Source organism: Stenotrophomonas sp. PUT21 (assembly GCF_052232875.1).
Lineage (GTDB): Bacteria > Pseudomonadota > Gammaproteobacteria > Xanthomonadales > Xanthomonadaceae > Stenotrophomonas > Stenotrophomonas maltophilia_N.
The window spans coordinates 2,941,999-2,967,335 of the sequence record NZ_CP197645.1 but is presented as its reverse complement, the minus strand read 5'-3'; the positions used below and the strand labels follow the sequence as shown (position 1 = coordinate 2,967,335).

Genomic DNA, 25,337 nt, shown 5'->3' with positions numbered 1-25,337 from the left:
CAAACCCGGGCGGCCGCACCTGCAGCTGAACGCACGGTTCAACTCTGAAGCCCGGTCTGCCTGAACGCGCCGTGGCATCAACCTTCCTCGCGCACGATTTCGACCAGGCGGTCGCCGTAGCGGGCCAGCTTGGTGCCGCCGATGCCCCCGACCCGGCCCAGCGCATCGACGCTGGTGGGGCGCTGTTCGGCGATGTTGCGCAGGGTACTGTCGTGGAAAATCACGAACGCCGGCACGTTCTGCTCGCGGGCGAGTTCGGCGCGCAGGCCGCGCAGCGCATTGAACAGCGCCAGGTCCTGCGGCAGCACCGACAAGCCGGTGCGCTGGCCGCTGCGGTCGCGTTCGCGCGCTGCCTTCGGGCTTTCGCGGCGCATCATGACCTTGCGCTGGCCCTTGAGTACCTCGCGGCTGCCATCGGTCAGGCGCAGGCCGCCGTAGGCACTGCTGTCCACTTCCAGCAGGCTGGAGGCGACCAGTTGGCGGAACACGCTGCGCCAGGTGCGCGCGTCCAGATCCTTGCCGATGCCGTAGGTGCTCAGTTCGGTATGCCCGAACTGGCGCACTTTCTCGTTGTCGCCACCGCGCAGGATATCGATCAGGTGGCCGACGCCGAAGCGCTGGCCGCTGCGGTAGACGCAGCTCAGCGCCTTCTGCGCGGCGACGCTGGCATCCCAGGCATCAGGTGGCAGCAGGCAGTTGTCGCAGTTGCCGCAGGGCTGCGGGTAGGTCTCCCCGAAGCCGGCCAGCAGCACCTGACGGCGGCACTGCATGGATTCGCAGTAGCCGAGCAGGTGGTCGAGCTTGGAGCGCTCCAGGCTTTTGCGTTCTTCGCCGGCTTCGGACTGCTCGATCATCTGCTTGAGCAGCACGACATCGCCCAAGCCGTAACAGAGCCAGGCTTCGGCCGGCTCGCCATCGCGGCCGGCACGGCCGGTCTCCTGGTAATAGCCTTCCATCGATTTGGGCAGGTCGGTATGCGCGACGAAGCGCACGTCCGGCTTGTCGATGCCCATGCCGAAGGCGATGGTGGCGCACATGACGATGCCATCCTCGCGCAGGAAGCGGCGCTGGTTGGCGGCGCGCACCTCGGCGGGCAGGCCGGCGTGGTACGGCAGGGCGTTCATGCCCTCCTTGCAGAGGAACTCGGCGGTTTCCTCGACCTTGCGCCGTGACATGCAGTAGACGATGCCGGCGGCCCCGCGATGGACCTTGAGGAAATCCAGCAGCTGACGCTTGGCGTTGTCCTTCTGGACGACGGTGTAGCGGATATTGGGCCGGTCGAAGGAGCTGACGAAGTGCTGGGCGTTGGTCAGGTCCAGACGTTCGGCGATCTCGCGCTGGGTGGGCGGATCGGCGGTGGCGGTCAGCGCGATGCGCGGCACGTCGGGCCAGCGTTCGTGCAGGACGGTGAGCTGGCGGTATTCGGGGCGGAAGTCGTGGCCCCACTGCGAGACGCAGTGGGCTTCGTCGATGGCGAACAGGGCGATCCGGCTGCGCGAGAGCAGGGACAGGAAGCGGCCGGTCAGCAGGCGCTCTGGAGCGACGTAGAGCATGTCCAGTTCGCCGGCGAGCAGTTCGCGCTCGACGCGGGCGCTGGTTTCGCCATCGAGGGTGGAGTTGAGGTATTCGGCGCGGACGCCGAGCTGGCGCAGGGCTTCGACCTGGTCCTGCATGAGGGCGATCAGCGGCGAGATGACGATGCCGGTGCCGCCGCGGAGCAGGGAGGGGACCTGGTAGCACAGCGACTTGCCGCCGCCGGTGGGCATGAGGACAAGCGCGTCATTGCCGGCGGCGACATGCTCGACGATCGCCTGCTGCGGACCGCGGAATTCGTCGTAACCAAAGATGCGGCTGAGCAGGTCGTGCGCGGGGCGGGAAGACATCGCGCTAGTTTACCTTGCCCGGGCTACGGGCCGTGTCCTCTGATGTCGGATCGGCGTGTAGGGATGCCAGGAGCCGAGGCCTCAAAGCCTCAAAAGCAGAGGCTCAAAGCGCCGGGCGTTCCGTCTTACGGGTTTGGCGCGGTGTGGGTGGGCCTGCAGCACCCGCCGTGAACCCGTCCATGGGGGCTCGTAGTGCGCCATCCATGGCGCCCAACGGTCCTGCAAACCCACCCACACCGCGCCTCCGACACTTGGCTGGTGCTCAAAGGCGAGCCAGTCAAGTGCCAGTCAAGAACCGCTCAAGCGCCGGGCACGAACCACTCAAACGCAGACAGGCGCCCATCGGCGCCTGTGGTGGTGCGTATTTGTCGCAGTTGTCCCACGGCCTGCGGCAGTCGCTCTGGCTTGCCCAACCGTTCATCCAGACCTTTCTGGCGAGTGGGGGCCGGGTCCTGACGGGACCGTCAGGGCGGCATGGATGCCGCCCACGAGCCCCCAAGGATGGGTTTACGGCGCGTCCCGGCAGGGCCTGGCCCCCGCTCGCCAACACGGAGACCCCGGCAGCCAACGCCGTTGCCTTCGCTTCCGCCTTCAGTCAGCCAAGCCTGCCGCAATGCAACCCATCACTGCAGCAGCGAACGCAGCATCCAGGCGTACTTTTCGTGGGTCTGCAGGCGCTGGGTCATCAGATCCTCGGTCGGCGCATCGTCCGCATCATCGGCCACATCCAGCACTTTCCGGGCAGTGCGGCACACGGCCTCGTTGGCGGTGACCAACTGGCGTACCATTTCACGCCAGTCCGCGCTGTCGGTCAGGCCCGGCTCCTCGGCGATCGAGGTCAGGGCCGCGAACTCGCGGTAGGAGCCCGGGGCGTTGAAGCCCAGTGCACGGATGCGTTCAGCCACGTCATCCAGGGCCGCCCACTGTTCGGTGTACTGGGTCTCGAACATGGTGTGCAGCGAGTTGAACATCGACCCGGTCACGTTCCAATGGAAGTTGTGGGTCTTCAGGTAGAGCGTGAACGCATCTGCCTGGAAGGCCGACAGTCCATCGGCGATCTTCTTGCGATCGCCCTCCTTGATCCCGATATCGATGTTCGGGGCCGACGGGGCCGACGGGGCCGCCGCGCCGAGCTTCTGCTTGGCAGTCTTGGGCTTTGCCGGGGTCTTGGTCGTCTTCGCCATGGGAGAACTCCTTATGGATGGGATGAATCGGATGGCCTTCACAATAGATCAGACTACCCTTTCAGTAGTAAACAAAAGTTCTAAACGAATCGATTGATGAGCGCTATCGAAAAACCACATGCAGCACGTCTGGCCCAGCAGCAGGCCGCGATCAACGGGGCCATGAGCCGCGACCGCGGTCGTTTGCTGGGGATGCTCTCGCGTTGGCGGGCCAAACCGGCGGATGCGGGGCTGGCGGCGGCGTTCGAGCAGGCCTTGCAGGCGTCCGTGCAGCGCCGGGAAACGCGCGCGCTGAATCAGCCGGCCATCACTCTGGACGAGCAGCTGCCGATTGCGCGTGAAGCCGAGGCCATCACCGCGCTGATCCGCGCACATCAGGTCGTGGTGATCGCCGGTGAAACCGGCTCGGGCAAGACCACCCAGCTGCCCAAACTGTGCTTGGCCGCGGGCCGTGGCACCGCCGGCATGATCGGCTGCACGCAGCCGCGACGGATTGCCGCGCGTGCGGTGGCAACCCGTGTCGCGCAGGAACTGCAGTCCGAACTGGGCACCACCGTCGGTTACCAGGTGCGCTTCACCGACCGCGTCGGTGACGATACCCGCATCAAGTTCATGACCGACGGCATCCTGCTGGCCGAAATCAGCAGCGACCGCTGGCTGTCCAACTACGACACGATCATCGTCGACGAGGCGCACGAACGCAGCCTCAACATCGATTTCCTGCTGGGCTATCTGAAGCAGCTGCTGAAGAAGCGCCCGGACCTCAAGTTGATCGTTACCTCGGCCACCATCGATACCTCGCGCTTCGCCCAGCATTTCGATGATGCGCCAGTGATCAGCGTGGAAGGCCGCACCTTCCCGGTGGAAGTGCGCTACCGCCCGCTGGAGGGCGAGGGTGGCGGCGAAGCCGACGGTGGCCGCGATGGCGAGCGCACCGTGAACGATGCTGTGGTCGCGGCGGTGGATGAAATCACCCGGATCGACCCGCGCGGTGACATCTTGCTGTTCTTCCCCGGCGAACGCGAGATCCGCGACGCGCACCAGTCGCTGGAACGGCGCAAGTACCGCGGGACCGACGTGCTGCCGCTGTATGCGCGGCTGTCGGTCAAGGATCAGGACCTGGTCTTCAACCCGGGCGCCAACCGGCGCATCGTGCTGGCCACCAACGTCGCCGAAACCTCGCTGACGGTGCCGCGCATCCGCTATGTGATCGACCCGGGTTTCGCCCGCATCAAGCGGTACAGCCCGCGCCAGAAGCTGGACCGGTTGCACATTGAAGCGGTCTCGCAGGCCAGCGCCAACCAGCGCAAGGGCCGCTGTGGCCGCGTATCCGAAGGCATCTGCTACCGGCTGTATTCCGAAGCGGATTTCCTGTCGCGCCCCGAGTTCACCGATCCGGAAATCCGCCGCTCCAGCCTGTCCGGGGTGATCCTGCGGATGCTGCAGCTGGGCCTGGGAAAGATCGAGGATTTCCCGTTCCTGGAGGCGCCGGACGAGCGCGCCATCGCCGATGGCTGGCAGCAGCTGGGTGAGCTGGGCGCGGTCGATGCCGAGCGCCGCCTGACCCCGATCGGGCGCCAGATGGCGCGCCTGCCGGTGGACGTCAAACTGGCGCGCATGCTGGTCGCCGCGCAGGCACAGGGCTGCCTGCGGCCGATGCTGGTGATCGCGTCGTTCCTGGGCATCCAGGACCCGCGTGAGCGCCCGCCGGAAGCGCGCGCCGCCGCCGACAACGCACATGCGCTGTTCGCCGATGGGCGCTCGGAATTCGTCGGCGTGCTGCGCCTGTGGGACGGTTATCGCCAGGCCCACGAAGACCTCACCCAGTCCAAGCTGCGCGACTGGTGCGGGCGGCACTTCCTCGGTTTCCTGCGCATGCGCGAGTGGCGTGAGCTGCATCGCCAGCTGCGCGTGCTGTGCGAAGAGCTGGGCTGGAGTGAGGAGCCCGCCGAATCGTCGTTGGCACCGCTGCTGGCCGGGTCTTCGGCGCCGGCACCGGCGCGCGATGACGAGGCCAAGATCAAGGCGACGCGCGGCCAGCAGCATCGTGCCGCGCGGCTTGCCCGCGAAGGGAAGTCCGAACCGGCGCTTGTCGAGACCAAGGCGGCACCCGGTAACGGCGCCGACCCCGAGGCACGCAACGCCTTCAGCGACAAGGTGCGCGCGGCGGCGTACCAGACCCTGCACCGCGCGCTCATCGCGGGGTTGCCCACGCAGATCGGCCACCGCAGCGACAAGGGCGACTTCCTGGCACCGCGCCAGCGCCGCTTCCTGCCGTTCCCGGGCTCGACCCTGGCCAAGCGGCCGCCGCCGTGGCTGCTCACGGCCACGCTGCTGGATACCCAGAAGATCTGGGGGTTGACCAACGCGGCGATCGAGCCGGACTGGGTCATCAACGAGCTGCCGCACCTGCTGCTGCGCAAGCACTTCGACCCGCACTGGTCGCGCGCGCAGGGCCAGGTGCTGGCCTCGGAGCAGATCAGTCTGTTCGGGTTGGTGCTGGCCCCGAAAAAGCCCGTTCATTACGGGCGCATCGCGCCGGGTGAGGCACACGACATCTTCGTGCGCCAGGCGCTGGTAACGGGCGAGATCAACACCCGGGCCGGTTTCGTCGCCGACAACCTCAAGGTGCTGGAACAGGCGCGCGAAGAAGAAGCCAAGCTGCGCCGCGCCGGTATCGTCGCCGATGAGGGCTGGCAGGCGCGCTGGTACCTGGACCGGATTCCGGCCGAAATCCATTCGGCGATGGGCCTGGATACCTGGTGGAAGGCATTGGCGCCGGAGAAGCGCCGTGCACTGTCGTGGACACTGGCCGATCTGCTGCCGGGCGAAGGCAGCGATGCCGAGCGCTATCCCAAGTACCTGCCGCTGGGCGATGCTCGCCTGCCGCTGCACTACACCTTCGAGCCGGGCGCCGACGAGGATGGCGTCACGCTGGACGTGCCGCTGCACCTGCTCAACGCGCTGGACCCGGCACGGTTGTCATGGCTGGCCCCCGGCTTCGTCGCGGACAAGGCCGCTGCGTTGATCCGCAGCCTGCCCAAGGCGATGCGCCGCAACTACGTGCCCGCCCCGGATTTCGGCCGCGCCTTCGCCGAAGCCTTCGCCGAGCCGACCGCCGATGACATCCGTGGCGAACTGGCGCGGTTCCTGTCGCGTGCGACGGGCGCCACGCTGGCCGCGACCGATTTCGACGAAGCCGCGCTGGACGCACACCTGCGCATGAACCTGCGCCTGCGCGACGCGGACGGCAAGGTGCTGGCCACCTCGCGCGATCTGGATGCACTGCGTGCCCGCTTTGGCGACAAGGCCGGTGATGCCTTCGCCGCGCGTGCCGGGCGCGCGCTGGCGGCGGAAGGCCTGCGCGATTTCCCCGCCAGCCCGATCCCGCTGCAGGTGCCCGGCGAAGCCGGCGTGCCGGCGTATCCCGCCCTGGTCGACCAGGGGGAGACCGCGGCACTGAAGATTTTCGCCGACCGCAATGAAGCGCTGGAACAGCATCCGCTTGGCGTGCGTCGCCTGCTGGAGATCGCGCTGGCCGACAAGGCCAAGCAGGCGCGCAAGCAGTTGCCGGTGCCGCCCAAGACCGGCCTGCTGTACGCCGCGATCGAATCCCAGGAGCGCCTGCGTGGCGATCTGGTGGACGCGGCGATGAACGCCGTGCTGGCCGAGGGCCTGGGTGATATCCGCGATCCGGCGGCGTTTGCCAAGCGCAGTGCCGAGGCGGGAAAAGTGTTGTTCGGCGAGGCGATGGCGCGGCTGAAGCTGGCCGAGAACATCCTCGCGCACGTGGCCGAGCTCAAGCCGCAGTTGGAGGCGCCGCTGATGGGGTGGGCGCGTGGCAACCTGGATGACATGGAGGAGCAGCTTGCGGCTCTGGTCCATCCCGGGTTCCTGCGCGATACGCCGGCCGATGCGCTGGCGCAGTACCCGCGCTATCTGCGCGCGATGATCCTGCGTACCGAGCGGGCCAAGCGCGATCCGCCCCGGGATCAAGCCCGGATGCTGGAACTGCGTCCGTTCCTGGATGCGTTGGCACAGGCCGACGCACGCGGCCTGCGCAAGCGAGCGCAATGGCAGGACCTGCGTTGGGACCTGGAGGAGCTGCGGGTCTCGCTGTTCGCCCAGGAGCTGGGGGCCAGGACCGGCATCTCGGCGAAGAAGCTGGCCCAGCGCGTGGCCGCGCTGCAGAAGGCGTGACTTTCAAACCCACCCCGTGCGGTCGCCGTACGGGGTGGGCGGGTTGCCCGTGCGCGGATTACTTGACGCGGCGGACCTTGGCGCGGGTGTTGTAGCCGTCCACCTTCATGTACCACACCCCGACCAGGCCAGGATTGATGGTGACCTTGGGGGCGGTCTTGCGCACACCGCTCAGGGTGGCTTCGTCGGTCTGTTCCCACTCCTGCTTGTTGGCCAGCACGTAGCGGCGGCCTTTGGCAAAGCCCCGGAACTCATCGGTGATGTTGGTTTCGATCGGCGCATTGCTGCCGAAATCGTGGAAGCCGCGGTTCTTCACGATGACTTCCTGGCGGCCTTCCTCGCGAGCCTCTTCGCGGGCGTTTGCCGCCAGCGCAGCGACCTTGCCCTGCAGCCAGTTGTTGAGCTCGGTCAGTTCCTGCGGGGTGAGCTTCTCCAGCCCGGCGGCCTTGAACTCGGCCGGCGACATCTGTTGCTGCAGATCGCCTTCCACCACGCGCTGGGCCAGCGCCGGCAGCGACACACTCATCACAAGGGCCGCACAGGCCAACAACCGCAGACGGGAAAAGCGCATGGCAGGGTCTCTCCTAGGGATGGCCGCAGTGTAGTGCCAGCGCCCGGGTATGTGCACATGCAGGCGACGGCGATTGTCGGGGGGGCGCTGCGGCGCTAGTGTAGGTGGCCTCTGTCTTGTCTGTACGATGCTGTGAACCGCGCTTCTGCCCCCGGCCTGGATGCCTTGTTGAACCGACCCTCGGTGGCCTCGCTGCCGACCGACCTGCGCGAGGCGTTGCTGCAGCGCTGGCAGCAGCCCGAGGCCGATCTGGAAATGCGCGCGGGCTGGCCGGTGCTGGCCGACACGCTCGATGCGCTGTCGCTGCTCTCGGCCGATGAATCGGCGCTGCTGGCCACCTTGTTGTTCGATCTGCCGTGGCTGCGCGCTGGTCTGGATGCGTTGCCGATCGGTGCACTCAAGCCGGTGGTCGTCGGCCTGCTCGACGGTCTGGACGCGGCCGACCAGGTCTGGGCGCTGCACGCCGGGCGTGAGGCCGGCCGCAACAGCGAAGGCCTGCGCCGCCTGCTGCTGTCGATCATCCGCGATCTGCGGGTGGTGCCGATCCTGCTCGCCCGTCAGCTGGCCCGCATGCGTGGCGCCGATCGGCTGCCCGAGGAAGAGCGCCGCGCGCTGGCCCAGCTCACCCGTGACATCCACGCGCCGCTGGCCAACCGGCTCGGCATCTGGCAGTTGAAGTGGGAGCTGGAGGATCTGGCGTTCCGCCATCTGGAGCCGGAGACCTACCGGCGCATCGCGCGCGAGGTCGATGAAACGCGCCTGGCGCGCGAGCGCTACGTCGAGGGCGTCAAGAAGGCGCTGTCGCGCGAGCTGCTGGCGCAGGGCATCCGCGCCGAGGTAAGCGGCCGCCCGAAGCACATCTACAGCATCTGGCGGAAGATGCAGAAGAAGCGGCTGGCGTTCGAGCAGTTGTACGACATCCGCGCGGTGCGCGTGATGGTGGACGACGTAGCCGCCTGCTACGCCGCGCTGGGCGTGGTGCATGCCCTGTGGGCGCCGGTGCCGAGCGAATTCGACGATTACATCGCGCGGCCGAAGGCCAACGATTACCGTTCGCTGCATACCGCCGTGGTCGGCCCGGAAGGGCGCACCATCGAAGTGCAGATCCGCACCCACGACATGCACGCCCAGGCCGAGCTCGGCGTGGCCGCGCACTGGCGCTACAAGGAAGGCAGCAAGGGCGCGGAGAAGGCGTTCGACCGCAAGATCACCTGGATGCGCCAGCTGCTGGAGCAATCCCAGGACGGACATGCCAGCGAGCTGGCCGGCGCGCTCGATGCCGAACTGACCGAAGACCGGGTCTACGCGCTCAGCCCCAAGGACGAGGTGATGGACCTGCCGCAGGGCGCCACGCCGCTGGATTTCGCCTACCACGTGCACACCATGGTGGGGCACCGTTGCCGTGGCGCGAAGGTCAATGGCCGCATCGTGCCGCTGACCTACCGCCTGCGCAGCGGCGACCGCGTCGAGATCCTGACCGGCAAGGAGGCCGATCCCCGGCGCGACTGGTTGCTGGCCTCCAGCGGCTTCCTGGCCAGCAACCGCTCGCGTGAAAAGGTCCGTGGCTGGTTCCACAAACTGGACCGCGCGCGCAACGTGCAGGCCGGCCGCGAGCTGCTCGAGCGCGAACTGAAGCGGCTCGGCCTCCAGCATGCGGACCTGGCCATCGCGGTAAAGAAATTCCACGCCGACAGCGTTGACGATCTCTACATCCAGGTGGCGCTGGGCGACACCGGGCCGAACCAGGTCAGCCGCACGCTGTTGGAAGCCGAACGTGCCGCCAGCCAGCCGGCGGCGCCGGTACTGCCGCGCCCCACCGCGCGGCGCGACAGCGTGCGTAGTGCCAACTTCACGGTGCAGGGCGTGGGCAACCTGCTGGTGCAGCTGGCGCGCTGCTGCCAGCCGGTGGCTGGGGAGCCGATCGTCGGCTACCTCACGCGCGCGCGCGGCGTCACCGTGCACCGCACCGACTGTGCGGCGCTGGCGCGACTGGCCGCGGCCAGCCCGCAGCGCATTCTTCCGGTGGAGTGGGGCCAGGCCGGCGGTGGTTATGAAGTGGACGTGGTGGTCGACGCGGTCGACCGGCGGTGGCTGCTCAAGGACATCACCAACCTGATCGCACAGGAGGATGCCTATGTGCTGGATATCCATAGCGACAACGTCCGCAACAGCGGCCGCGCGCATCTGCGGCTGCGGCTGAAGGTCAGCGACTACGGGCAGCTTTCCACCCTGCTGGGCAAGCTGGACGCACTGCCCGGCGTCAGCGAAGCCCGGCGTCTAGGCTGAGCTCACGTGCCCCACGCTAGGCTCGCGGCATGAGCCGGGACGACGATGACAGGCATGATGCCGCGCATGAGGCGCTGCGGCGGGTACGCCGCGAGGGGCGCTGGTGGTGGCTGCAGGCGCGCCATGCCCGGCGCATCTGGCGCTGGGCGTTGCTGGTGGCAGTGCTGCTGTTCGTGGGCCTGGCGCTGCTGCGCCGGCCGCTGGCCAACTGGTTCTGGAACGAACCGCAGATCGAACAGCTGCTCGACCAGGGCGACCGCGCGCTGGCGGCCGGCCGCCTGACCCTGCCTGATGGCAGCGGCGCGCGCGAGTCCTATCAGGCTGCGCTGGCGCTGGACAATGACCGGCTGCAGGCACGCACCGGGCTGGCCCGTACCGGGCAGGCCGCGCTGCAGCAGGCGCGCGACGCGCTGGACCGCGGGGATACACCGGCTGCGACGGCCGCGCTTGCGCTGGCCCGCGAGTTGCAGGTGCCGCAGCGCGATGCCGATGCCGTATCACAGCAACTGCACGCCCATGACCAGGCGCGCGCGGGAATCGGCGCGCTGCTGGGCCGCGCGGAAGCGGCCCTGCAGGCGCAACGGCTTGATGGCAGCCCGGACAGTGCGCTGCCGCTGTTCCAGCAGGTGCTGGCGCTGTCGCCCAACCAGGTGCGTGCGTTGGAAGGGCGCGAGGATGCGCTTTCCGACCTGTTGCAGCAGGCGCGTACAGCGGCCGGACGCGGTGATGTCGCCCGGGCAGCGGCGCTTGTGCGCAGCGCCCGTGGCTTCGATGCCGGACATGTCGATCTGCCGGCCACCCAGGAAGTACTGAACAACGCACTGGAGCGCCGCCAGCGCGAAGGCGACACCGCGTTGCGCCGGCAGAAACTGGATGTCGCGGCGGAGGCGTTCGCTGCGGTGCTTGCCGCGCTGCCCGACGATCCTGCCGCCCGCCGTGGTCAGCTGCAGGTGGCCGATGCGCAGCTCACGCGTGCGACGCGGCTGGCGGGAAATTTCCGTTTCGACGAAGCCGCCCAGGCCGTGCAGGCGGCCCAAACGCTGGGTGCCTCCACGCGCGCGTTGGAGGCGGCCCGGCACACCGTCGAGCAGGCGCGCCGCTCCCAGGCAGCGTTGAAGACCCCGGCGGTGCCGCGTGCGCAGCGCGAACGGACGTTGCTGCGCCTGCTTACCCGCCTGGAAGAGGCCGAAGCCCGCGGCAACTTCCTGGATCCGCCCGGGCGCAGTGCCTACGATGCCTTGCGCGAGGCACAGAGCGTGGCGCCGCAGGACCCGCGTGTGCGTGCCGCCGCGCAGCGCCTGCTGCCGGCGAGCCGGCAGTGTTTCGAGGACCGCCTGCGCGAGAACCGCGTACTGGCGGCGGGGGCCTGTCTGGAGGCCTGGCAGACGCTGTCGACCAACGATGCGGGCCAGGCCGCTGCACGGCGCCGGCTGGCGCAGCGTTGGTTGGCGATCGGCAGTGAGCGCCTGGGCTCGGGCGATATCGCCTTCGCGCAACAGGCGCTGGAGCAGGCACGGCGCTGGCAGCCGGACCTGCCCGAGCTGCCGGCGTTCGCCGAGCGCCTGCGCAGCGCCGGTGGTGGCGCAGGCGCCTAGTCCAGGAACACCCGCTGCACGGTGGCGCGGGCGGCATCGAGGGAGAAGTGGTCCACGATGTTCTGCAGACCGGCGGTCGAGAGCCGGCGCCACAGTGCCTCGTCCTGATAGAGGCGGACCACGGCCTGCGCGAACGCCTCGGCATCATCGGCGACCAGTACATCTTCGCCATCGCGCAGGTGCATGCCTTCCACACCGCAGGTCGTAGCGACCACCGGCTGGCCATGCGCCATGCTCAGATTGACCTTGCCCTTGACGCCCGCACCAAAGCGCAGCGGCGCAACCGCGATGCGCACGCCGTCCATGTAGGGCACCACGTCCGGCACGAAGCCGTGGATCTCCACCCCCGGCTGGGTGGCGGCCAGCTCGCGCAGGCTGTCCGGCACGGCGGCGCCGATGCAGTGGAAACGGATGCCGGGCAGCTGTGCGCGGATGCGTGCGAAGACATCACCGATGAACCACTGCATGGCATCCAGGTTCGGCGGATGGCGGAAGCCGCCAACGAACACCAGGTCGCGACGCTCGGCCCAGTCGGGCCCCGCGCCTGCAACTTCATGCAGGTTGGAGATCAGTTCCACCGTCGCGCCCGGCGCATCGATGCGCAGCTGCTCGCGCTCGGCCGCGCTGACCAGCACGGTCACATCGACCTGATCCATCACCGCCAGCTCGCGTGCGCGGGTGCGCTCGGCATTGCGCAGCAGCCCTGCATCGCCGGCGATCTCCGCACCACGGCGCTCGCGCAGGTAATGCAGGTCGACGGTATCGAAGACGGTGCGCGCCTGTGGCGCAAAGCTGCGCAGCAGCGGCAGGCACTCGTGGGCAACGTGGTAGCGGACCATCATCACCACATCGAAGCGGGCGCCGTGGGCGCGCAGCCACGGTGCCACGCCGTCGAGGTAGGGCGCGTACCAGACCTCCCCGCCCAGCGCCTGCAGCGCCTCGGTGGCCGCGCCACCATGCTCGCGCCGGGTGGGCACGAAGACCACGTGGACGCCCTCGTCGAGCAGCATGCGGATCAGGTTGTACTGGCGCAGCGAGGCCGAGTCGCGGTCCGGCTGCGGCACCTCTTCATCCAGGATCAGGACCTGGCGCTGGCCGCGGTGCAGCAGGGCTGGCGAGGGCACGCTGCCCACGGCCGGCTGCGCCTGCAGCGCCTGCGTCCACTTCGCCGCGAATACCCCGCGGTTGCGGACCTGATAGGCCTTGATCCCGCTGCCGGTATCGGTGCCGTTGCTGGTGCCCTCGTCATGCACGACGCGGCTGGCGGGCTGCACCAGCACCCGATGGCCACTGGCGCGGACCGCGAAGGCCAGGTCGGTATCTTCGTAGTAGGCGGGCTTGTAACGTAGATCGAAGCCGCCGAGCTGCTCCCACAATGCGCGCGGGATCATCAACGCCGCACCGGAGCAGTAGTCGGCATCGCGCAGCGCGCTGTAGCGCGGATCCTCGGGCGACTCGAAGCGGCCGTAACTCCAGCCGCTGCCGTCCTGGAAAATCACCCCGCCCGATTCCTGCAGGCGGCCATCGGGGTAGAGCAGCTGTGCACCGACCAGGCCGGCCCGCGGCACCCGCGCGAAGGTGGCGAGCAAGGCGTCCAACCAGCCCGGCTGCGGCACGGTGTCATTGTTGAGCAGCACCACGTACTGGCCACGCGAGCGCGCTACGCCATCGTTGCAGGCCTCGATGAAGCCGCCGTTGGTGGCCCGCACCTCATAGCGCAGCCCGCCGACCTGCGGCATCCAGGCGGTGGTTTCGTCGCTGCTGCCGTCGTCCACCACCAGGATCTCGCACTCCACCTGCGGCGGATGGGCGGCCAGCGCCCGCAGGCAGGCCAGGGTGTGGCCGGCATGGTTGTAGACCGGAATGATGATGCTGACGACCGGGCGCTCGCTGGCCGGGACCGTGAACGGCGCGAACGCTGCGGCCTCGGGCAGGTACAGGGGCGACCCGCGCGGTGCAGGCACGGCCTGGGTATGGACCCGGATGCGCTGCCAGGTAGCGCGCCAGCCCCGGGTGCGCAGACTGGCCAGACTGCGACGGAACAGGCCGAGCATGCGGTTCAGGAAATAGCGAGCATCGGCCAAGGACATCGACATCCCGTTGCAACTCCAGCTTAAGCGGGGGAACCCGGGAGAACGCGCCGCTCGCGGTGGCTGCGTTAGACTCGCCGGACTTCATATTCTCGCATCCCCGTGCCCCGACGCTACGATTCCGACGACATCGACGAGTTCGACGACGACACCGAAAGCCGCGGCCCGTTGTGGCGGCGCCGGTTCATCACCTGGGGCATGGCGGCTGTCGCGCTGGGGCTGGGCTTCCTGATCCCGTATACGGTGTACCTGAACCAACAGGTCACCCAGCGCTTCGGTGAGCTGCGCTGGCAGATTCCCACCCGTGTCTATGCGCGGCCGCTGGCGCTTGCGCCGGGCGTGGCGATGGATGCGGCCACGCTCAAGACCGAGCTGGCCGCGTCGGCCTACCGCGATGACGGGATCGGCAAGTCGCCGGCTACGTACACGCAGGAAGGTGGGCGCTTCGTCATTTCCAGCCGTGGCTACAACGATGTGGATGGCCGGGTCGCCCCGCGCCGCGTCGAGGTGAGCCTGTCCGGCGGGTCGATCGCTTCGCTGCGCGACCCCGACAGCCGCAAGGCCCTGAAGACCGCACGTCTGGATCCGGCCCGTATCGCCACGCTGTACGGCCAGAAGCAGGAAGAGCGCCGGCTGGTCCGGATCGAGGAAACCCCCGAGCTGCTGGTCACCGGCCTGCAGGCGGTGGAGGACAAGGACTTCAGCCGTCACCACGGCATCGACCTGAGCGGCATCGCCCGCGCGGTGTGGGTGACCGTGCGCTCCGGCGGCCAGAGCCGTCAGGGTGCCTCGACGTTGACCCAGCAGCTGGCCCGCAGCGGCCTGCTGGGGATCGGCAAAGAGCAGACGGTTACCCGCAAATTCAACGAGGTGCTGTACGCGCTGATCATGGAGGCGCGCTACGACAAGCGCACCATCCTGGAGGCCTACCTCAACCAGGTCTACCTGGGCCAGCGCGGCAGCCAGGCCATCCATGGCATGTCCTCCGGTGCGGAATTCTGGTTCGGGCGCGATCTGGCCTCGCTCAACACCGAGCATGTCGCCTTGCTGATCGGCCTGGTCAAGGGCCCGTCCTATTACGATCCGCGCCGCAATCCCGAACGTGCGCTGGACCGCCGCAACTTCGTGCTGGGCAAGCTGCGCGACGCCAATCTGATCGACGATGCCGAGTACAAGCGCGCGGTCGAGGCGCCGCTGGGTGTGCCCAAGACGCCCGGCCTGATCGCGGCCAACCGTTTCCCGGCCTATGTGGATCTGGTCCGCCGCCAGCTGGGTCACGATTACCCCGAGTCGGTGCTGCAGGGCGCCGGCCTGAGCGTGATGACCGGCATGGCACCGTCGGCGCAGGCGTATGCCGAAGGCGCGGTCACCAAGACGATCAAGTCGCTGGAGAGCAAGCGCCGCCCCGAGCTGCAGGCCGGCCTGGTCCTGACCGACGTGCACAACGGCGATGTGCTGGCCGTGGTCGGCAGCCGCGAAGTGTCCGAGCCGGGCTTCAACCGCGCCATCGAGGCGCAGCGCCCGGTCGGCTCGCTGCTCAAGCCGTTCGTGTACCTGCTGGCGTTGGCGCAGCCGGACCGCTACTCGCTGTCCAGCTGGGTCGACGATTCCCCGGTGACGGTGCAGCTCAGCCGCGGCAAGCAATGGACGCCCGGCAATGCGGACAACCGCAGCCACGGTACGGTCCGCCTGATCGACGCGCTCGCCAGTTCCTACAACCAGGCCACGGTGCGGGTGGGCATGCAGGTGGGTCCGGAGCGGGTCACCCAGCTGATCCACGTGCTGGCCGGGATCAAGGCCGACCCCAATCCGGCGGTGATCCTCGGTTCCACCGACCAGAGCCCGTATGCGATGGCCCAGCTGTACCAGTTCCTGGCCTCCGGTGGCGAAATCCAGCCGCTGCATGCGGTGCGTGGCGTGCTCGATCCGCAGGGCAAGCTGATGAAGCGCTACGACAAGACCCCGGCGCCGGCGCAGGAGGGCGACTCGATCGCCGCGAACCTGATCAGCATCGGCCTGCAGCAGGTCGTGGCCAGTGGTACCGCGCAGCGCCTCAACGCCGATGGGCTGGGCCGCCTGCAGCCGGCCGGCAAGACCGGCACCACCAATGACGGTCGCGACAGCTGGTACGCCGGTTATACCGGTGACCATCTGGCGGTGATCTGGATGGGCAACGACCAGAACGAGCAGGCCGGGCTGTATGGTGCGACCGGCTCGATGCGGGTCTGGTCGGGCATTTTCCAGCGCCTGCCGAGTGCGCCGCTGAAAGTCAGCAACAAGGGCCTGGACTGGCAGTACGTGGAAGCCAGCGGCACGGCCACCACCGATGAAGGCTGCCCGGGTGCGCGGCGCTTCCCATTCGTGGTGGGCTACACCCCGGCCTACGTTCCGTGCACGGCGCCAAGCGCGTTGCCGGAAGGCGAGGGCGGCGAGCAGACTGAAGGCGGTGGCTGGCGCAGCTGGTTCGGCCTGGAGAAAAAACCCGACCCCGCCCCCGAACCGGCGCAGAATGCCCCGGCCGCCACCCCCGCGCGTCAACCCTGATCGAGGCTTGCCTGCATGACCACCCGATTCCTGATCCGTTCCGCTTCGCTGGCCACGCTGTGCCTTGCCCTGGCTGCCTGCGTCACGCCGCCGCCGGTGGTGAAAGCGCCCGTCGACACCACCACGCCGGCCCAGCGCCTGGCGGCCGTGGATGCCGCCGCCGGCAACGATGACAAGGAACTGGCCGTGCAGCCGCTGCGTGACAGCGAAGTGGAAGACCTGCGCCAGGCCGCGCAGGCCCGCCGCCAGGCCAACGATCTGACCGGTGCTGCGGCTGCGCTGGATCAGGCGCTGGCGATCATGGCCTCGGATCCGTCGGTGCTGCAGGACCGGGCCGAGGTCGCGCTGCTGCAGGGCGACTGGGCGGCCGCGGAAACCTTCGCCCGCAAGTCGGTCGAACTGGGCTCCAAGACCGGCCCGCTGTGCCGCCGCCATTGGGCAACGATCGAGCAGTCGCGCCTGGCCCGCGGTGAAAAAGAAAATGCCGCCTCGGCGCATGCCCAGCTGGAAGGCTGCACGGTGCCGGGCATCATGCGCTACTGAGGGCAGCGCGACAGCGGATGCGTGACGGCGTAGCGCCGGGCGCAACGCGGCAGCCTCTATCATTGTCGTCATGTCCCAACTTGCACACGCCAGCCGCGATGCCCTCAGTGAGGGCGGTGCGCTCGCCAGCCAGCTTGATGCCTTCGTACCGCGCCCGGCCCAGCTGCGCCTGACCGCGGCGATCGCCGAAGCGTTCGACCAGCGCGATGTGCTGCTCGCCGAAGCCGGCACCGGCACCGGCAAGACCTATGCATACCTGGTGCCTGCGCTGCTGTCCGGCCTCAAGACCATCATCTCCACCGGGACCCGCGCGCTGCAGGACCAGCTGTATCACCGCGATCTGCCGCGCGTGCGTGCCGCGCTCGGCGTCGGTCACAGCAGCGCGCTGCTGAAAGGGCGCGCCAACTACCTGTGCCGCTATCGGCTGCAGCAGGCGCGGGGCGAACCGCGCTTCAGTTCTCCCGAGCAGGTCGCGCAGTTCCAGCGCATCCTGGCGTGGTCCGGACGCACGAGGTTCGGCGACATGGCCGAGTTGGACGCGCTGCCGGAAGACTCACCGCTGTACCCGATGGTGACCTCCACCGTCGACAACTGCCTGGGCACCGAATGCCCGTTCTGGGATGACTGCTTCGTCGTGCAGGCACGGCAGCGGGCGCAGGCCGCCGACGTGGTGGTGGTCAACCACCATCTGCTGCTGGCCGATCTGGCGCTCAAGCAGGAAGGCTTCGGTGAGATCCTGCCGGGCGCCCAGGCGTTCGTGATCGACGAGGCGCACCAACTGCCGGAACTGGCGGCCAACTTCTTCGGCGAAGGCTTCGGCATGCGCCCGTGGCAGGAGCTGGCGCGCGACTGCCTGGCCGAGAGTCGCAGCGTGGCCGGTGCGCAGGCGGCCCTGCAGGAACCCGCGGCCGCGCTGGAACAGACCCTGCGCGATCTGCGCGTGGCCATGGACGGCCTGCCCCCTCGCGGTACCCAGTGGCGTGCCATGACCGTGCCACAGGTGCGCGATGGCTTCGATGCCGCAATGAGCACGCTGGTGCAGCTGCGCGATGCGCTGGCCGGGGTGCGTGATGCGTCGCCCGGGCTGGATGCCTGCCATGCGCGCGCGACGGAAGCGGCATCGCGCCTGGCGCGCTGGCTCGGTGACGACGCGCCGATGCTGGATTTCGACACCGATCCGGACGAGGCGCCGCCGCCGGCCGAGGTCCTGTGGTACGAACTGACCCCTCGCGGCTTTCGTTGCCAGCGCACGCCGATGGATGTTTCCGGACCGCTGCGCGAGCATCGGCAGCGCTCGATGGCGGCCTGGGTGTTCACCTCGGCCACGCTGACCGTGGATGGCGGTTTCGCACATATTTCCCAACGCTTGGGGCTGGATGATCCAGTCAGCCTGCTGCAGCCCAGCCCGTTCGATTGGGCCCACCAGGCGCTGTGCTACCTGCCGACCGATCTGCCCGATCCGGCCGCACGCGGCTTTGGCACGGCATTGATCCGCGCGTTGACGCCGGTGCTGGAGGCCTCGCATGGCCGTGCATTCCTGTTGTTCGCCTCGCACCGCGCACTGCGCGAAGCCGCCGAGGCGCTGCGCGACGCGCCGTGGCCGCTGTTCGTGCAGGGCGAAGCGCCGCGCGCGACCCTGCTGCAGCGGTTCCGCGAATCGGGCAACGGCGTGCTGCTGGGTTCGGCGAGCTTCCGTGAGGGCGTGGACGTGGTCGGCGATGCGCTGAGCGTGGTGGTGATCGACAAGCTGCCGTTCGCCGCGCCCGATGACCCCGTGTTCGAAGCACGGTTGGACGCGATCCGCCGCGACGGCGGCAACCCGTTCCGCGATGAGCAGCTGCCGCAGGCGGTGATCGCGCTCAAGCAGGGCGTGGGACGCCTGATCCGCAGCGAGACCGACCGGGGGGTGTTGGTGCTGTGCGACCCGCGCCTGCTCAGCCGCAGCTATGGGCGGATATTCCTGGATTCGCTGCCGCCGTTCCGCCGCACCCGCTCGCTGGCCGATGTGCAGGCCTTCTTTGCGCCACAATGGCCCGTCGTTGGCCCCACGCCAGCACCTGTCCCTGCGTCCCCGCAGCCGGTGCAGCCTGTGCAGGCCACCGATGACTTTCCCACTTCCCTGTTCTGACCGCCATGAAACTGCTCGCCTTTGAAACCGCCACCGAAGCCTGCTCCGTCGCCCTGTATGTGGATGGGCAGGTCACTGAGCGCTTCGAGATCGCGCCGCGCCGCCATGCCGAACTGAGCCTGCCCTGGGCCGAGGCGCTGCTGGCCGAGGCGGGGGTGGCCCGTTCGCAGCTGGATGCGATCGCACTGGGCCGCGGCCCGGGGGCGTTCACGGGGGTGCGGCTGGCGATCGCCATCGCCCAGGGCATCGCCCTGGCGCTGGACCGCCCGCTGATTCCGGTCTCCACCCTGCAGGCGTTGGCGCTGCGTGCCCCGGCGGGTGCGGACCATGTGCTGACCAGCATCGACGCGCGCATGGGCGAGGTCTATGCCGCACGGCAGATCCGCGTGGACGGGCAGTGGCAGCTGCAGGGCGAGGAGATCGTCTGCGCGCCGGAGCAGGTCGTGGTGCCTGAGGGCACGCGCTGGTTCGGCGTGGGGACTGGCTTTGGCGCAGCCGAGGGCGTGCTGAGCGCGCGCCTGGCCGATCAACTGAGCGGTGTGGACGCGCTGGCGCTGCCGCGGGCGTCGGACGTGCTGGCCTTGGCGGTACCCGCGTTCCAGCGCAGCGAAGGTGTGGCGCCGGAGCTGGTGGAGCCGGCGTATCTGCGCAACAACGTGGCACTGACCCTGGTGGAACAGCAGGCCGCCCGCGCCGCCAAGGCCGCCCGGTAGAGCCGACCGTTGGTCGGCTGGGGCCCTCTCAGCGGTCGTCGCGCAGCTCACCACCGGGCAGGAACACCCAGGTGCGGGTCACCTGCAGGATGTCGATCGCATCCTCGGTCTTGGGCAGTGGCGGGAACGGCTGGGCGAGCGTGATCACGCGCAGCGCGGTTTCATCCAGCAACGGCGTGCCGCTGGACTGCAGGATGCGGGCACTTTCGACCGTGCCATCGCGGCGCACACCGACGGTGATCACCACCTGGCCGCCGAGCCGGCGGGCGCGGGCCTCATCCGGATAATTGAGATTGCCGACGCGCTCGGCGCGGTCGACCCAGGCACGCAGATAGTTGGCGTAGGCGTATTCGCGGGTACTGGCCGAGACAAACTTGCGGTTCGGGCGCTTGGCGTACTGGGCCGAGCGCAGGTGCACTTCGGCAGCCAGCCGCGCCATCTCCACATCGCGCTGCTCGCGTGCGGTCATCGGTGCATCCGGGCGGGGCTGCTCGGGCAGCGGCTGGGGCTGCGCTTTGGCGACGGTATCGGTGCCATTGCGGCTGCTGACCACGCGGGTCTGTGGCGGCGGCACGCTGGCCGCGTCCTGGCGCTGTTGCGGCACCGGTGACAGCCCGGCCTGCGCCTGCGGCACGATCCCGGCCTGGTTGTCGCGTGGGCGCTGCGCCTTGTCGTGGTCGCCGCCGCCCTGCTGGTTGGCCTGGGCCAGGAAGTCGGCCTGTTTGGGCGTCAGCGGGGTCTGGGTCTGGCTGAAGATCACGTCCAGGGTCGGTACCAGCGGCGCGCTGTCACTCACCGCGAAGCCGACCCCGAGGATCAGCAGGGCGTGCACGAGTACCGACAGCGTCAGGGTCGCGCCCAGCCGCTGGGATTCGCGCGCCTGCCACGTCGGCACCGGGACGACGCTGGCGCTCATCGCGGCAGGCCGGCCTCGATCGCGTCGAACAGGGTGCCGGCGATGTTCAGGCCGAACTGGGCGTCGAGCTCGCGTACGCAGGTCGGGCTGGTGACGTTGACCTCGGTCAGGTAGTCGCCGATCACGTCCAGGCCGACGAAGCGCATGCCGCGGCGCTTCATCTCCGGCCCGACCTGGGCCGCGATCCAGCGGTCGCGCTCGCTCAGCGGGCGGCCTTCGCCGCGGCCGCCGGCGGCCAGGTTGCCGCGGAACTCGTCGCCCTGCGGAATCCGCGCCAGGCAGTAATCGACCGGCTCACCATCGACCAGCAGAATGCGCTTGTCGCCGGCGGTGATGTCCGGAATGAACTTCTGCGCCAGGGCCAGGGTGCGCTCGCCGTCGGTCAGGGTTTCCAGGATCACGTTGAGGTTGGGGTCGCCGGTGCCGCTGCGGAAGATCGAGCGGCCGCCCATGCCGTCCAGCGGCTTGAGCACCGCTTGGCCGTGTTCGAGCACGAAGGCCTTCAGGTCGGCGTTGCGGCGGCTGACCAGGGTCGGCGGGCAGCACTGCGGGAACAGCAGGGCGGCCAGCTTCTCGTTGTAGTCGCGCAGCCCCTGTGGGTCGTTGACCACCATCGCACCGGCCTGCTGGGCCACGCTGAGCACGTGGGTGTCGTAGATGAATTCAGCATCCACGGGCGGGTCCTTGCGCATCAGCACGACCTGGCCGGGGCCGAACACCGTCTGGCTGAACTCGCCCAGGGTGAACCAGTCGTTCTTGTCCTCGCGCACCTGCAGCGGGGCGGTGCGGGCGATGGCCTGGCCGTCGCGCAGGGCCAGCCCACCGGGGCTGACGTAGTGCAGGGCATGGCCGCGGCGCTGGGCTTCCAGCAGCATCGCGAAGGTGGTGTCCTTGGCAATCTTGATATGGGCGATGGGGTCCATCACCACGATGACATTCAACGGCATGGTCGCAACCTGGCGGGCAGGCCGATGATGGTAGCGACAATGGCTGCGCAATGCCTGCCCGGGGGGCCGGAACGCAGTGTCCGGCCGGGGCGGGGGGCGCGCCGGTTTGCGCAAACGGCACGCGCCGGGCGCGCGCCGGGCCGCTCGCGGCGGGGCCGCGGTGGGCGTGCTTGAAGCGCGCGCCGGTATTGGGATATAGATACGCTTTCGCAGCGGCGCCGGGGATCAGCGCAGGCGTCGCGAGCTTGGGGAAAGGTAATGACTGAATACATGGCTGCGGGTGGGGAACTCGCAGGGCTGCGCGTGATGGTCATCGACGACTCGAAGACCATCCGCAGGACTGCGGAAACCCTGCTGAAGCGGGAAGGCTGCGAGGTAGTGACCGCGACCGATGGTTTCGAGGCGTTGGCCAAGATTGCCGACCAACAGCCGCAGATCATCTTCGTGGACATCATGATGCCGCGGCTGGACGGGTATCAGACCTGTGCGCTGATCAAGGGCAACCAGCTGTTCAAGGCGACGCCGGTGATCATGCTGTCGTCCAAGGACGGCCTGTTCGACAAGGCGCGCGGCCGCATCGTCGGCTCGGAGCAGTACCTGACCAAGCCATTCACGCGTGAAGAACTGCTGGGTGCCATCCGCACATACGTCAACGCCTGACCAGGGGGGAAAGGCACAATGGCTCGAATCGTACTGATCGAGGATTCACCGACCGACCGTGCGGTGTTCACGCAGTGGTTGACCAAGGCCGGTCATGAAGTCCTGGAAGCGGACAACGCCGAGGACGGGCTCAAGCTCGTGCGCGAGCAGTCGCCGCAGCTGGTGCTGATGGACGTGGTCCTGCCGGGCATGAGTGGCTTCCAGGCCACCCGCGCGATGGCGCGCGACGCGGCCATCAAGCACATCCCGGTGGTCATCGTCAGCACCAAGGCGATGGAGACCGACAAGGCGTGGGGGCTGCGCCAGGGGGCCGCCGACTACATCGTCAAGCCGCCGCGCGAGGACGAACTGATCGCGCGGATCAACCAGTTGGTGGTCTGATGCGCTCTCCTTTCGACATCCTCCAGGCCTACGAACGGCGCAGCCTGGCCCATGCGGTGCAGCTGCCCGAACGGCAGTTCTCGCAGGACCTGTGGCGTGGCGTCGGCTACCGGGTCGGCAAGCGCCGGCTGGTCTCGGACTTCCGCGAAGTGGTGGAAATCGTGCCGATGCCGCCGATCACCCCGGTGCCCGGCGCGCAGCCGTGGCTGCTGGGCGTGGGCAACCTGCGCGGCAACCTGTTCCCGGTCGTGGACCTGAAATTCTTTCTGGAAGGCGAGCGCACCGTGCAGCAGGAGGGCCAGCGCGTGCTGATCATGCGCCAGGCCGGCGGTGACGTGGCGCTGACCATCGATGAACTGTTCGGCCAGCGCAGCTTCGAGCTGGACCAGGACATCGTCGCCGGCGATCTGGCTACCGGCCGCTACGCGCATTTCATCGACCGCGCCTTCCACGGCGATGGCCATGACTGGGGCGTGTTCTCGCTGTCGCTGCTGTCGCGTACCCCCGAATTCAGGCAGGCCGCGGCCTGACCGCAGGCGCCTGTCTCTCCGTATTGAACATCGAGGTTGAACGATGAGTACTGCTTCGGAATCCGCCAAGGCCGGCAAGCTCGGTTCGGTGGGCACCAATTTCTGGCTCGGCCTGCTGGCCGTGTCGATGATCGTGTTCGGCGTCAACACCGGCGTGGCGACCTGGCAGGGCAGTCGCCTGGCCAGTGCAAGCACCGATGCGGCGAACCTGCAGGTGCTCTCGCAGCAGCTGGCCAACCAGGGCCGTGAGGCGGTCTCGGGCAACGCGCAGGCGTTCACCGCGTTCAAGCTGACCAAGAGCGACATCGAAAGTACCGTCAGTGGCCTGCAGGGCCGCTACGGCACCGAAACCAATGTGGCCGGGCCGCTGAACACGCTGATCCAGACCTGGGAGCCGCTCGGCAAGAGCGCAGGCCAGCTGGTCGCCAGTGAACCGGCGGTGCTGGCCCTGGCCGGCAATGCGAACAACTTCGTCAACGGCGTGCCGGCATTGCAGGCGCAGCTGAACGAAGTGGTCCGCGCGATGTCGGCCAGCGGTGCACCGTCTTCGCAGGTCTACAACGCCCTGCAGCAGGTGGTGGTGGTCGGCTCGATGGCCCGCCGCGTGACCGAAATGCGCGCCGGCGGCGCCAATGCCGCCGCCGCAGGCGATGCGCTGGCCCGCGACTCGGTGGTGTTCACCCAGGTGCTCGATGCGCTGCGCAATGGCAATGAAGAACTGGGCATCGCCGCGGTCCGCAACGGCCCGGCCCTGGCCGCACTGGAGCAGTCGCAGAAGCAGTGGGACACCATGAAACAGGATGCCGATGCGATCCTGGCCAGTTCCCGCCAGCTGTTCGCCGCGCAGTCCTCGGCGGCGGCGCTGACCGGCGGTTCGGCGGACATGCTGCGTGACAGCAAGAAGCTGTTCGAAGCGTTCTCCTCGTTCGGCTCGCTGCGCGATACGCGCCTGTTCCCCAACTTCTGGCTGGGCGTGGCCTCCGGCGCGTTCTCGCTGATCGCCATCATCGGCTTCGTCGGCAGCACCGTGCGCAGCCGCTCGCGCGAGCAGGAACTGCGTTACCAGACCCAGGTGGAATACAACAGCCGTAACCAGCAGGCCATCATGCGGCTGCTGGATGAAATCAGCTCGCTGGGTGAAGGCGACCTGACGGTGAAGGCCTCGGTGACCGAGGACATGACCGGCGCCATCGCCGACGCCATCAACTACGCCGTGGATGAGCTGCGCCACCTGGTGACCACGATCAACGACACCTCGGCCAAGGTCGCCGTGTCGACCCAGGAAACCCAGGCCACTGCGATGCAGCTGGCCGAAGCGGCCGGCCACCAGGCCAACCAGATCACCTCGGCCTCGGACCGCATCGGCGAAATCGCCTCGAGCATCGAGCAGGTGTCGCGCAACTCGGCCGAGTCCGCCGACGTGGCGCAGCGCTCGGTGATCATCGCCGCCGAAGGTGCCGGCGTGGTGCGCGAAACGATCCAGGGCATGGACCAGATCCGCGACCAGATCCAGGAAACCTCCAAGCGCATCAAGCGCCTGGGCGAGTCCTCGCAGGAAATCGGCTCGATCGTGGAACTGATCAACGACATTTCCGAGCAGACCAACATCCTGGCGCTGAACGCCGCGGTGCAGGCCGCTTCGGCCGGTGAGGCCGGCCGCGGTTTCGCCGTGGTGGCCGACGAAGTGCAGCGCCTGGCAGAACGCACCTCCGGTGCGACCCGACGGATCGAGAACCTAGTCCAGGCCATCCAGGCCGATACCAACGAGGCGGTCAGTTCGATGGAGCAGACCACCGCCGAAGTGGTCTCCGGTGCGCGCCTGGCCGAAGACGCCGGTACCGCCCTGACCGAAATCGAGCGCGTCTCCAACGCGCTTAACAACCTCATCAAGAACATCTCGATCGCTGCCCAGCAGCAGTCGGCCGCGGCATCTGACATCACCCGCACCATGGGCGTGATCCGTCAGATTACCGGCCAGACCTCGCAGGGCGCGGGACAGACCGCCGAGTCGATCGGCCACCTGGCACAGCTGGCGGCCGACCTGCGCCGCTCGGTCGCCGACTTCAAGCTGCCGGCGTGAGCCTCGGGCAGGGCGGAGAGGGAAGGAACAAGCAGATGATGCATCGCGAGAAATCACCGCACGCCATGTGCGCCGAGCTGCCGGGA

Annotated in this window: 17 protein-coding genes; 11 read left to right on the top strand and 6 right to left on the bottom strand. The window is 68.5% G+C overall.

Translation table 11 applies throughout. The features are described from left to right. Window positions 1-77: 77 nt before the first annotated feature. Window positions 78-1,883, bottom strand: coding sequence for a DNA helicase RecQ (gene recQ / locus ACTT2I_RS13505; protein WP_421099145.1), 1,806 nt, complete (start codon window positions 1,881-1,883; stop codon window positions 78-80). A gap of 623 nt (window positions 1,884-2,506) precedes the next feature. Further along, window positions 2,507-3,067: a Dps family protein gene (locus tag ACTT2I_RS13500; RefSeq protein ID WP_421099146.1), complete on the bottom strand. Its 561-nt coding sequence runs from the start codon at window positions 3,065-3,067 to the stop codon at window positions 2,507-2,509. A 96-nt stretch (window positions 3,068-3,163) separates the two neighbouring features. Here ACTT2I_RS13500 and hrpA point away from each other — a divergent pair, with 96 nt between their 5' ends. Next, a complete protein-coding gene (gene hrpA / locus ACTT2I_RS13495; protein WP_421099147.1) occupies window positions 3,164-7,267 on the top strand; it encodes an ATP-dependent RNA helicase HrpA in 4,104 nt (1,367 codons plus the stop codon). Between the two features lie 58 nt (window positions 7,268-7,325). Here hrpA and ACTT2I_RS13490 read toward each other — a convergent pair whose 3' ends face one another. Then, window positions 7,326-7,838 (bottom strand): hypothetical protein, encoded by a 513-nt coding sequence (locus ACTT2I_RS13490; protein ID WP_088432908.1) that lies wholly within the window; start codon window positions 7,836-7,838, stop codon window positions 7,326-7,328. A gap of 132 nt (window positions 7,839-7,970) precedes the next feature. Between ACTT2I_RS13490 and ACTT2I_RS13485 the strand changes: the two genes are divergently transcribed. Further along, the gene (locus tag ACTT2I_RS13485) at window positions 7,971-10,124 is read left to right on the top strand and encodes a RelA/SpoT family protein (RefSeq protein WP_421099148.1); all 2,154 of its coding nucleotides are present in this window, start codon (window positions 7,971-7,973) and stop codon (window positions 10,122-10,124) included. Window positions 10,125-10,153: 29 nt separating this feature from the next. Continuing rightward, window positions 10,154-11,719 (top strand): hypothetical protein, encoded by a 1,566-nt coding sequence (locus ACTT2I_RS13480; RefSeq protein ID WP_421099149.1) that lies wholly within the window; start codon window positions 10,154-10,156, stop codon window positions 11,717-11,719. Here ACTT2I_RS13480 and ACTT2I_RS13475 read toward each other — a convergent pair. Beyond that, the gene (locus tag ACTT2I_RS13475; RefSeq protein WP_421099150.1) at window positions 11,716-13,815 is read right to left on the bottom strand and encodes a glycosyltransferase; all 2,100 of its coding nucleotides are present in this window, start codon (window positions 13,813-13,815) and stop codon (window positions 11,716-11,718) included. The genes ACTT2I_RS13480 and ACTT2I_RS13475 overlap by 4 nt on opposite strands. Window positions 13,816-13,911: 96 nt before the next feature. On the opposite strand from ACTT2I_RS13475, the gene mrcB reads away from it, so the two are divergent. From mrcB to tsaB, 4 genes are all read left to right on the top strand, one after another. Further along, window positions 13,912-16,353 (top strand): penicillin-binding protein 1B, encoded by a 2,442-nt coding sequence (mrcB, locus tag ACTT2I_RS13470; protein ID WP_088432912.1) that lies wholly within the window; start codon window positions 13,912-13,914, stop codon window positions 16,351-16,353. Between the two features lie 15 nt (window positions 16,354-16,368). Beyond that, on the top strand, window positions 16,369-16,896 hold the full coding sequence (locus ACTT2I_RS13465) for a hypothetical protein (RefSeq protein WP_088432913.1): 528 nt from the start codon (window positions 16,369-16,371) through the stop codon (window positions 16,894-16,896). A gap of 70 nt (window positions 16,897-16,966) precedes the next feature. Beyond that, window positions 16,967-19,024, top strand: coding sequence for an ATP-dependent DNA helicase (locus tag ACTT2I_RS13460; RefSeq protein WP_088432914.1), 2,058 nt, complete (start codon window positions 16,967-16,969; stop codon window positions 19,022-19,024). 5 nt (window positions 19,025-19,029) lie between these two features. Continuing rightward, window positions 19,030-19,737, top strand: coding sequence for a tRNA (adenosine(37)-N6)-threonylcarbamoyltransferase complex dimerization subunit type 1 TsaB (gene tsaB / locus ACTT2I_RS13455; protein ID WP_421099151.1), 708 nt, complete (start codon window positions 19,030-19,032; stop codon window positions 19,735-19,737). Between the two features lie 28 nt (window positions 19,738-19,765). On the opposite strand, the gene ACTT2I_RS13450 is transcribed toward tsaB, so the two are convergent. Beyond that, entirely contained in the window at window positions 19,766-20,653 is an 888-nt protein-coding gene (locus ACTT2I_RS13450) for an energy transducer TonB family protein (protein WP_088432916.1), read from the bottom strand. Continuing rightward, window positions 20,650-21,600: a glutathione synthase gene (gene gshB, locus ACTT2I_RS13445; RefSeq protein ID WP_123730425.1), complete on the bottom strand. Its 951-nt coding sequence runs from the start codon at window positions 21,598-21,600 to the stop codon at window positions 20,650-20,652. The genes ACTT2I_RS13450 and gshB overlap by 4 nt, the downstream gene beginning before the upstream one ends. Before the next feature lie 258 nt (window positions 21,601-21,858). Here gshB and pilG point away from each other — a divergent pair, with 258 nt between their 5' ends. The 4 genes from pilG to ACTT2I_RS13425 are packed head-to-tail and all read left to right on the top strand — an operon-like array spanning window position 21,859 to window position 25,251. Beyond that, a complete protein-coding gene (gene pilG, locus ACTT2I_RS13440; protein ID WP_019185139.1) occupies window positions 21,859-22,260 on the top strand; it encodes a twitching motility response regulator PilG in 402 nt (133 codons plus the stop codon). 18 nt (window positions 22,261-22,278) lie between these two features. Continuing rightward, a complete protein-coding gene (locus ACTT2I_RS13435) occupies window positions 22,279-22,641 on the top strand; it encodes a response regulator transcription factor (protein WP_088432918.1) in 363 nt (120 codons plus the stop codon). After that, entirely contained in the window at window positions 22,641-23,171 is a 531-nt protein-coding gene (locus tag ACTT2I_RS13430) for a chemotaxis protein CheW (protein ID WP_088432919.1), read from the top strand. Before ACTT2I_RS13435 ends, ACTT2I_RS13430 begins: the two co-directional genes overlap by 1 nt. A 43-nt stretch (window positions 23,172-23,214) precedes the next feature. After that, window positions 23,215-25,251, top strand: a complete 2,037-nt coding sequence (locus ACTT2I_RS13425; RefSeq protein ID WP_088432920.1) for a methyl-accepting chemotaxis protein — start codon at window positions 23,215-23,217, stop codon at window positions 25,249-25,251. Window positions 25,252-25,337 lie beyond the last annotated feature (86 nt).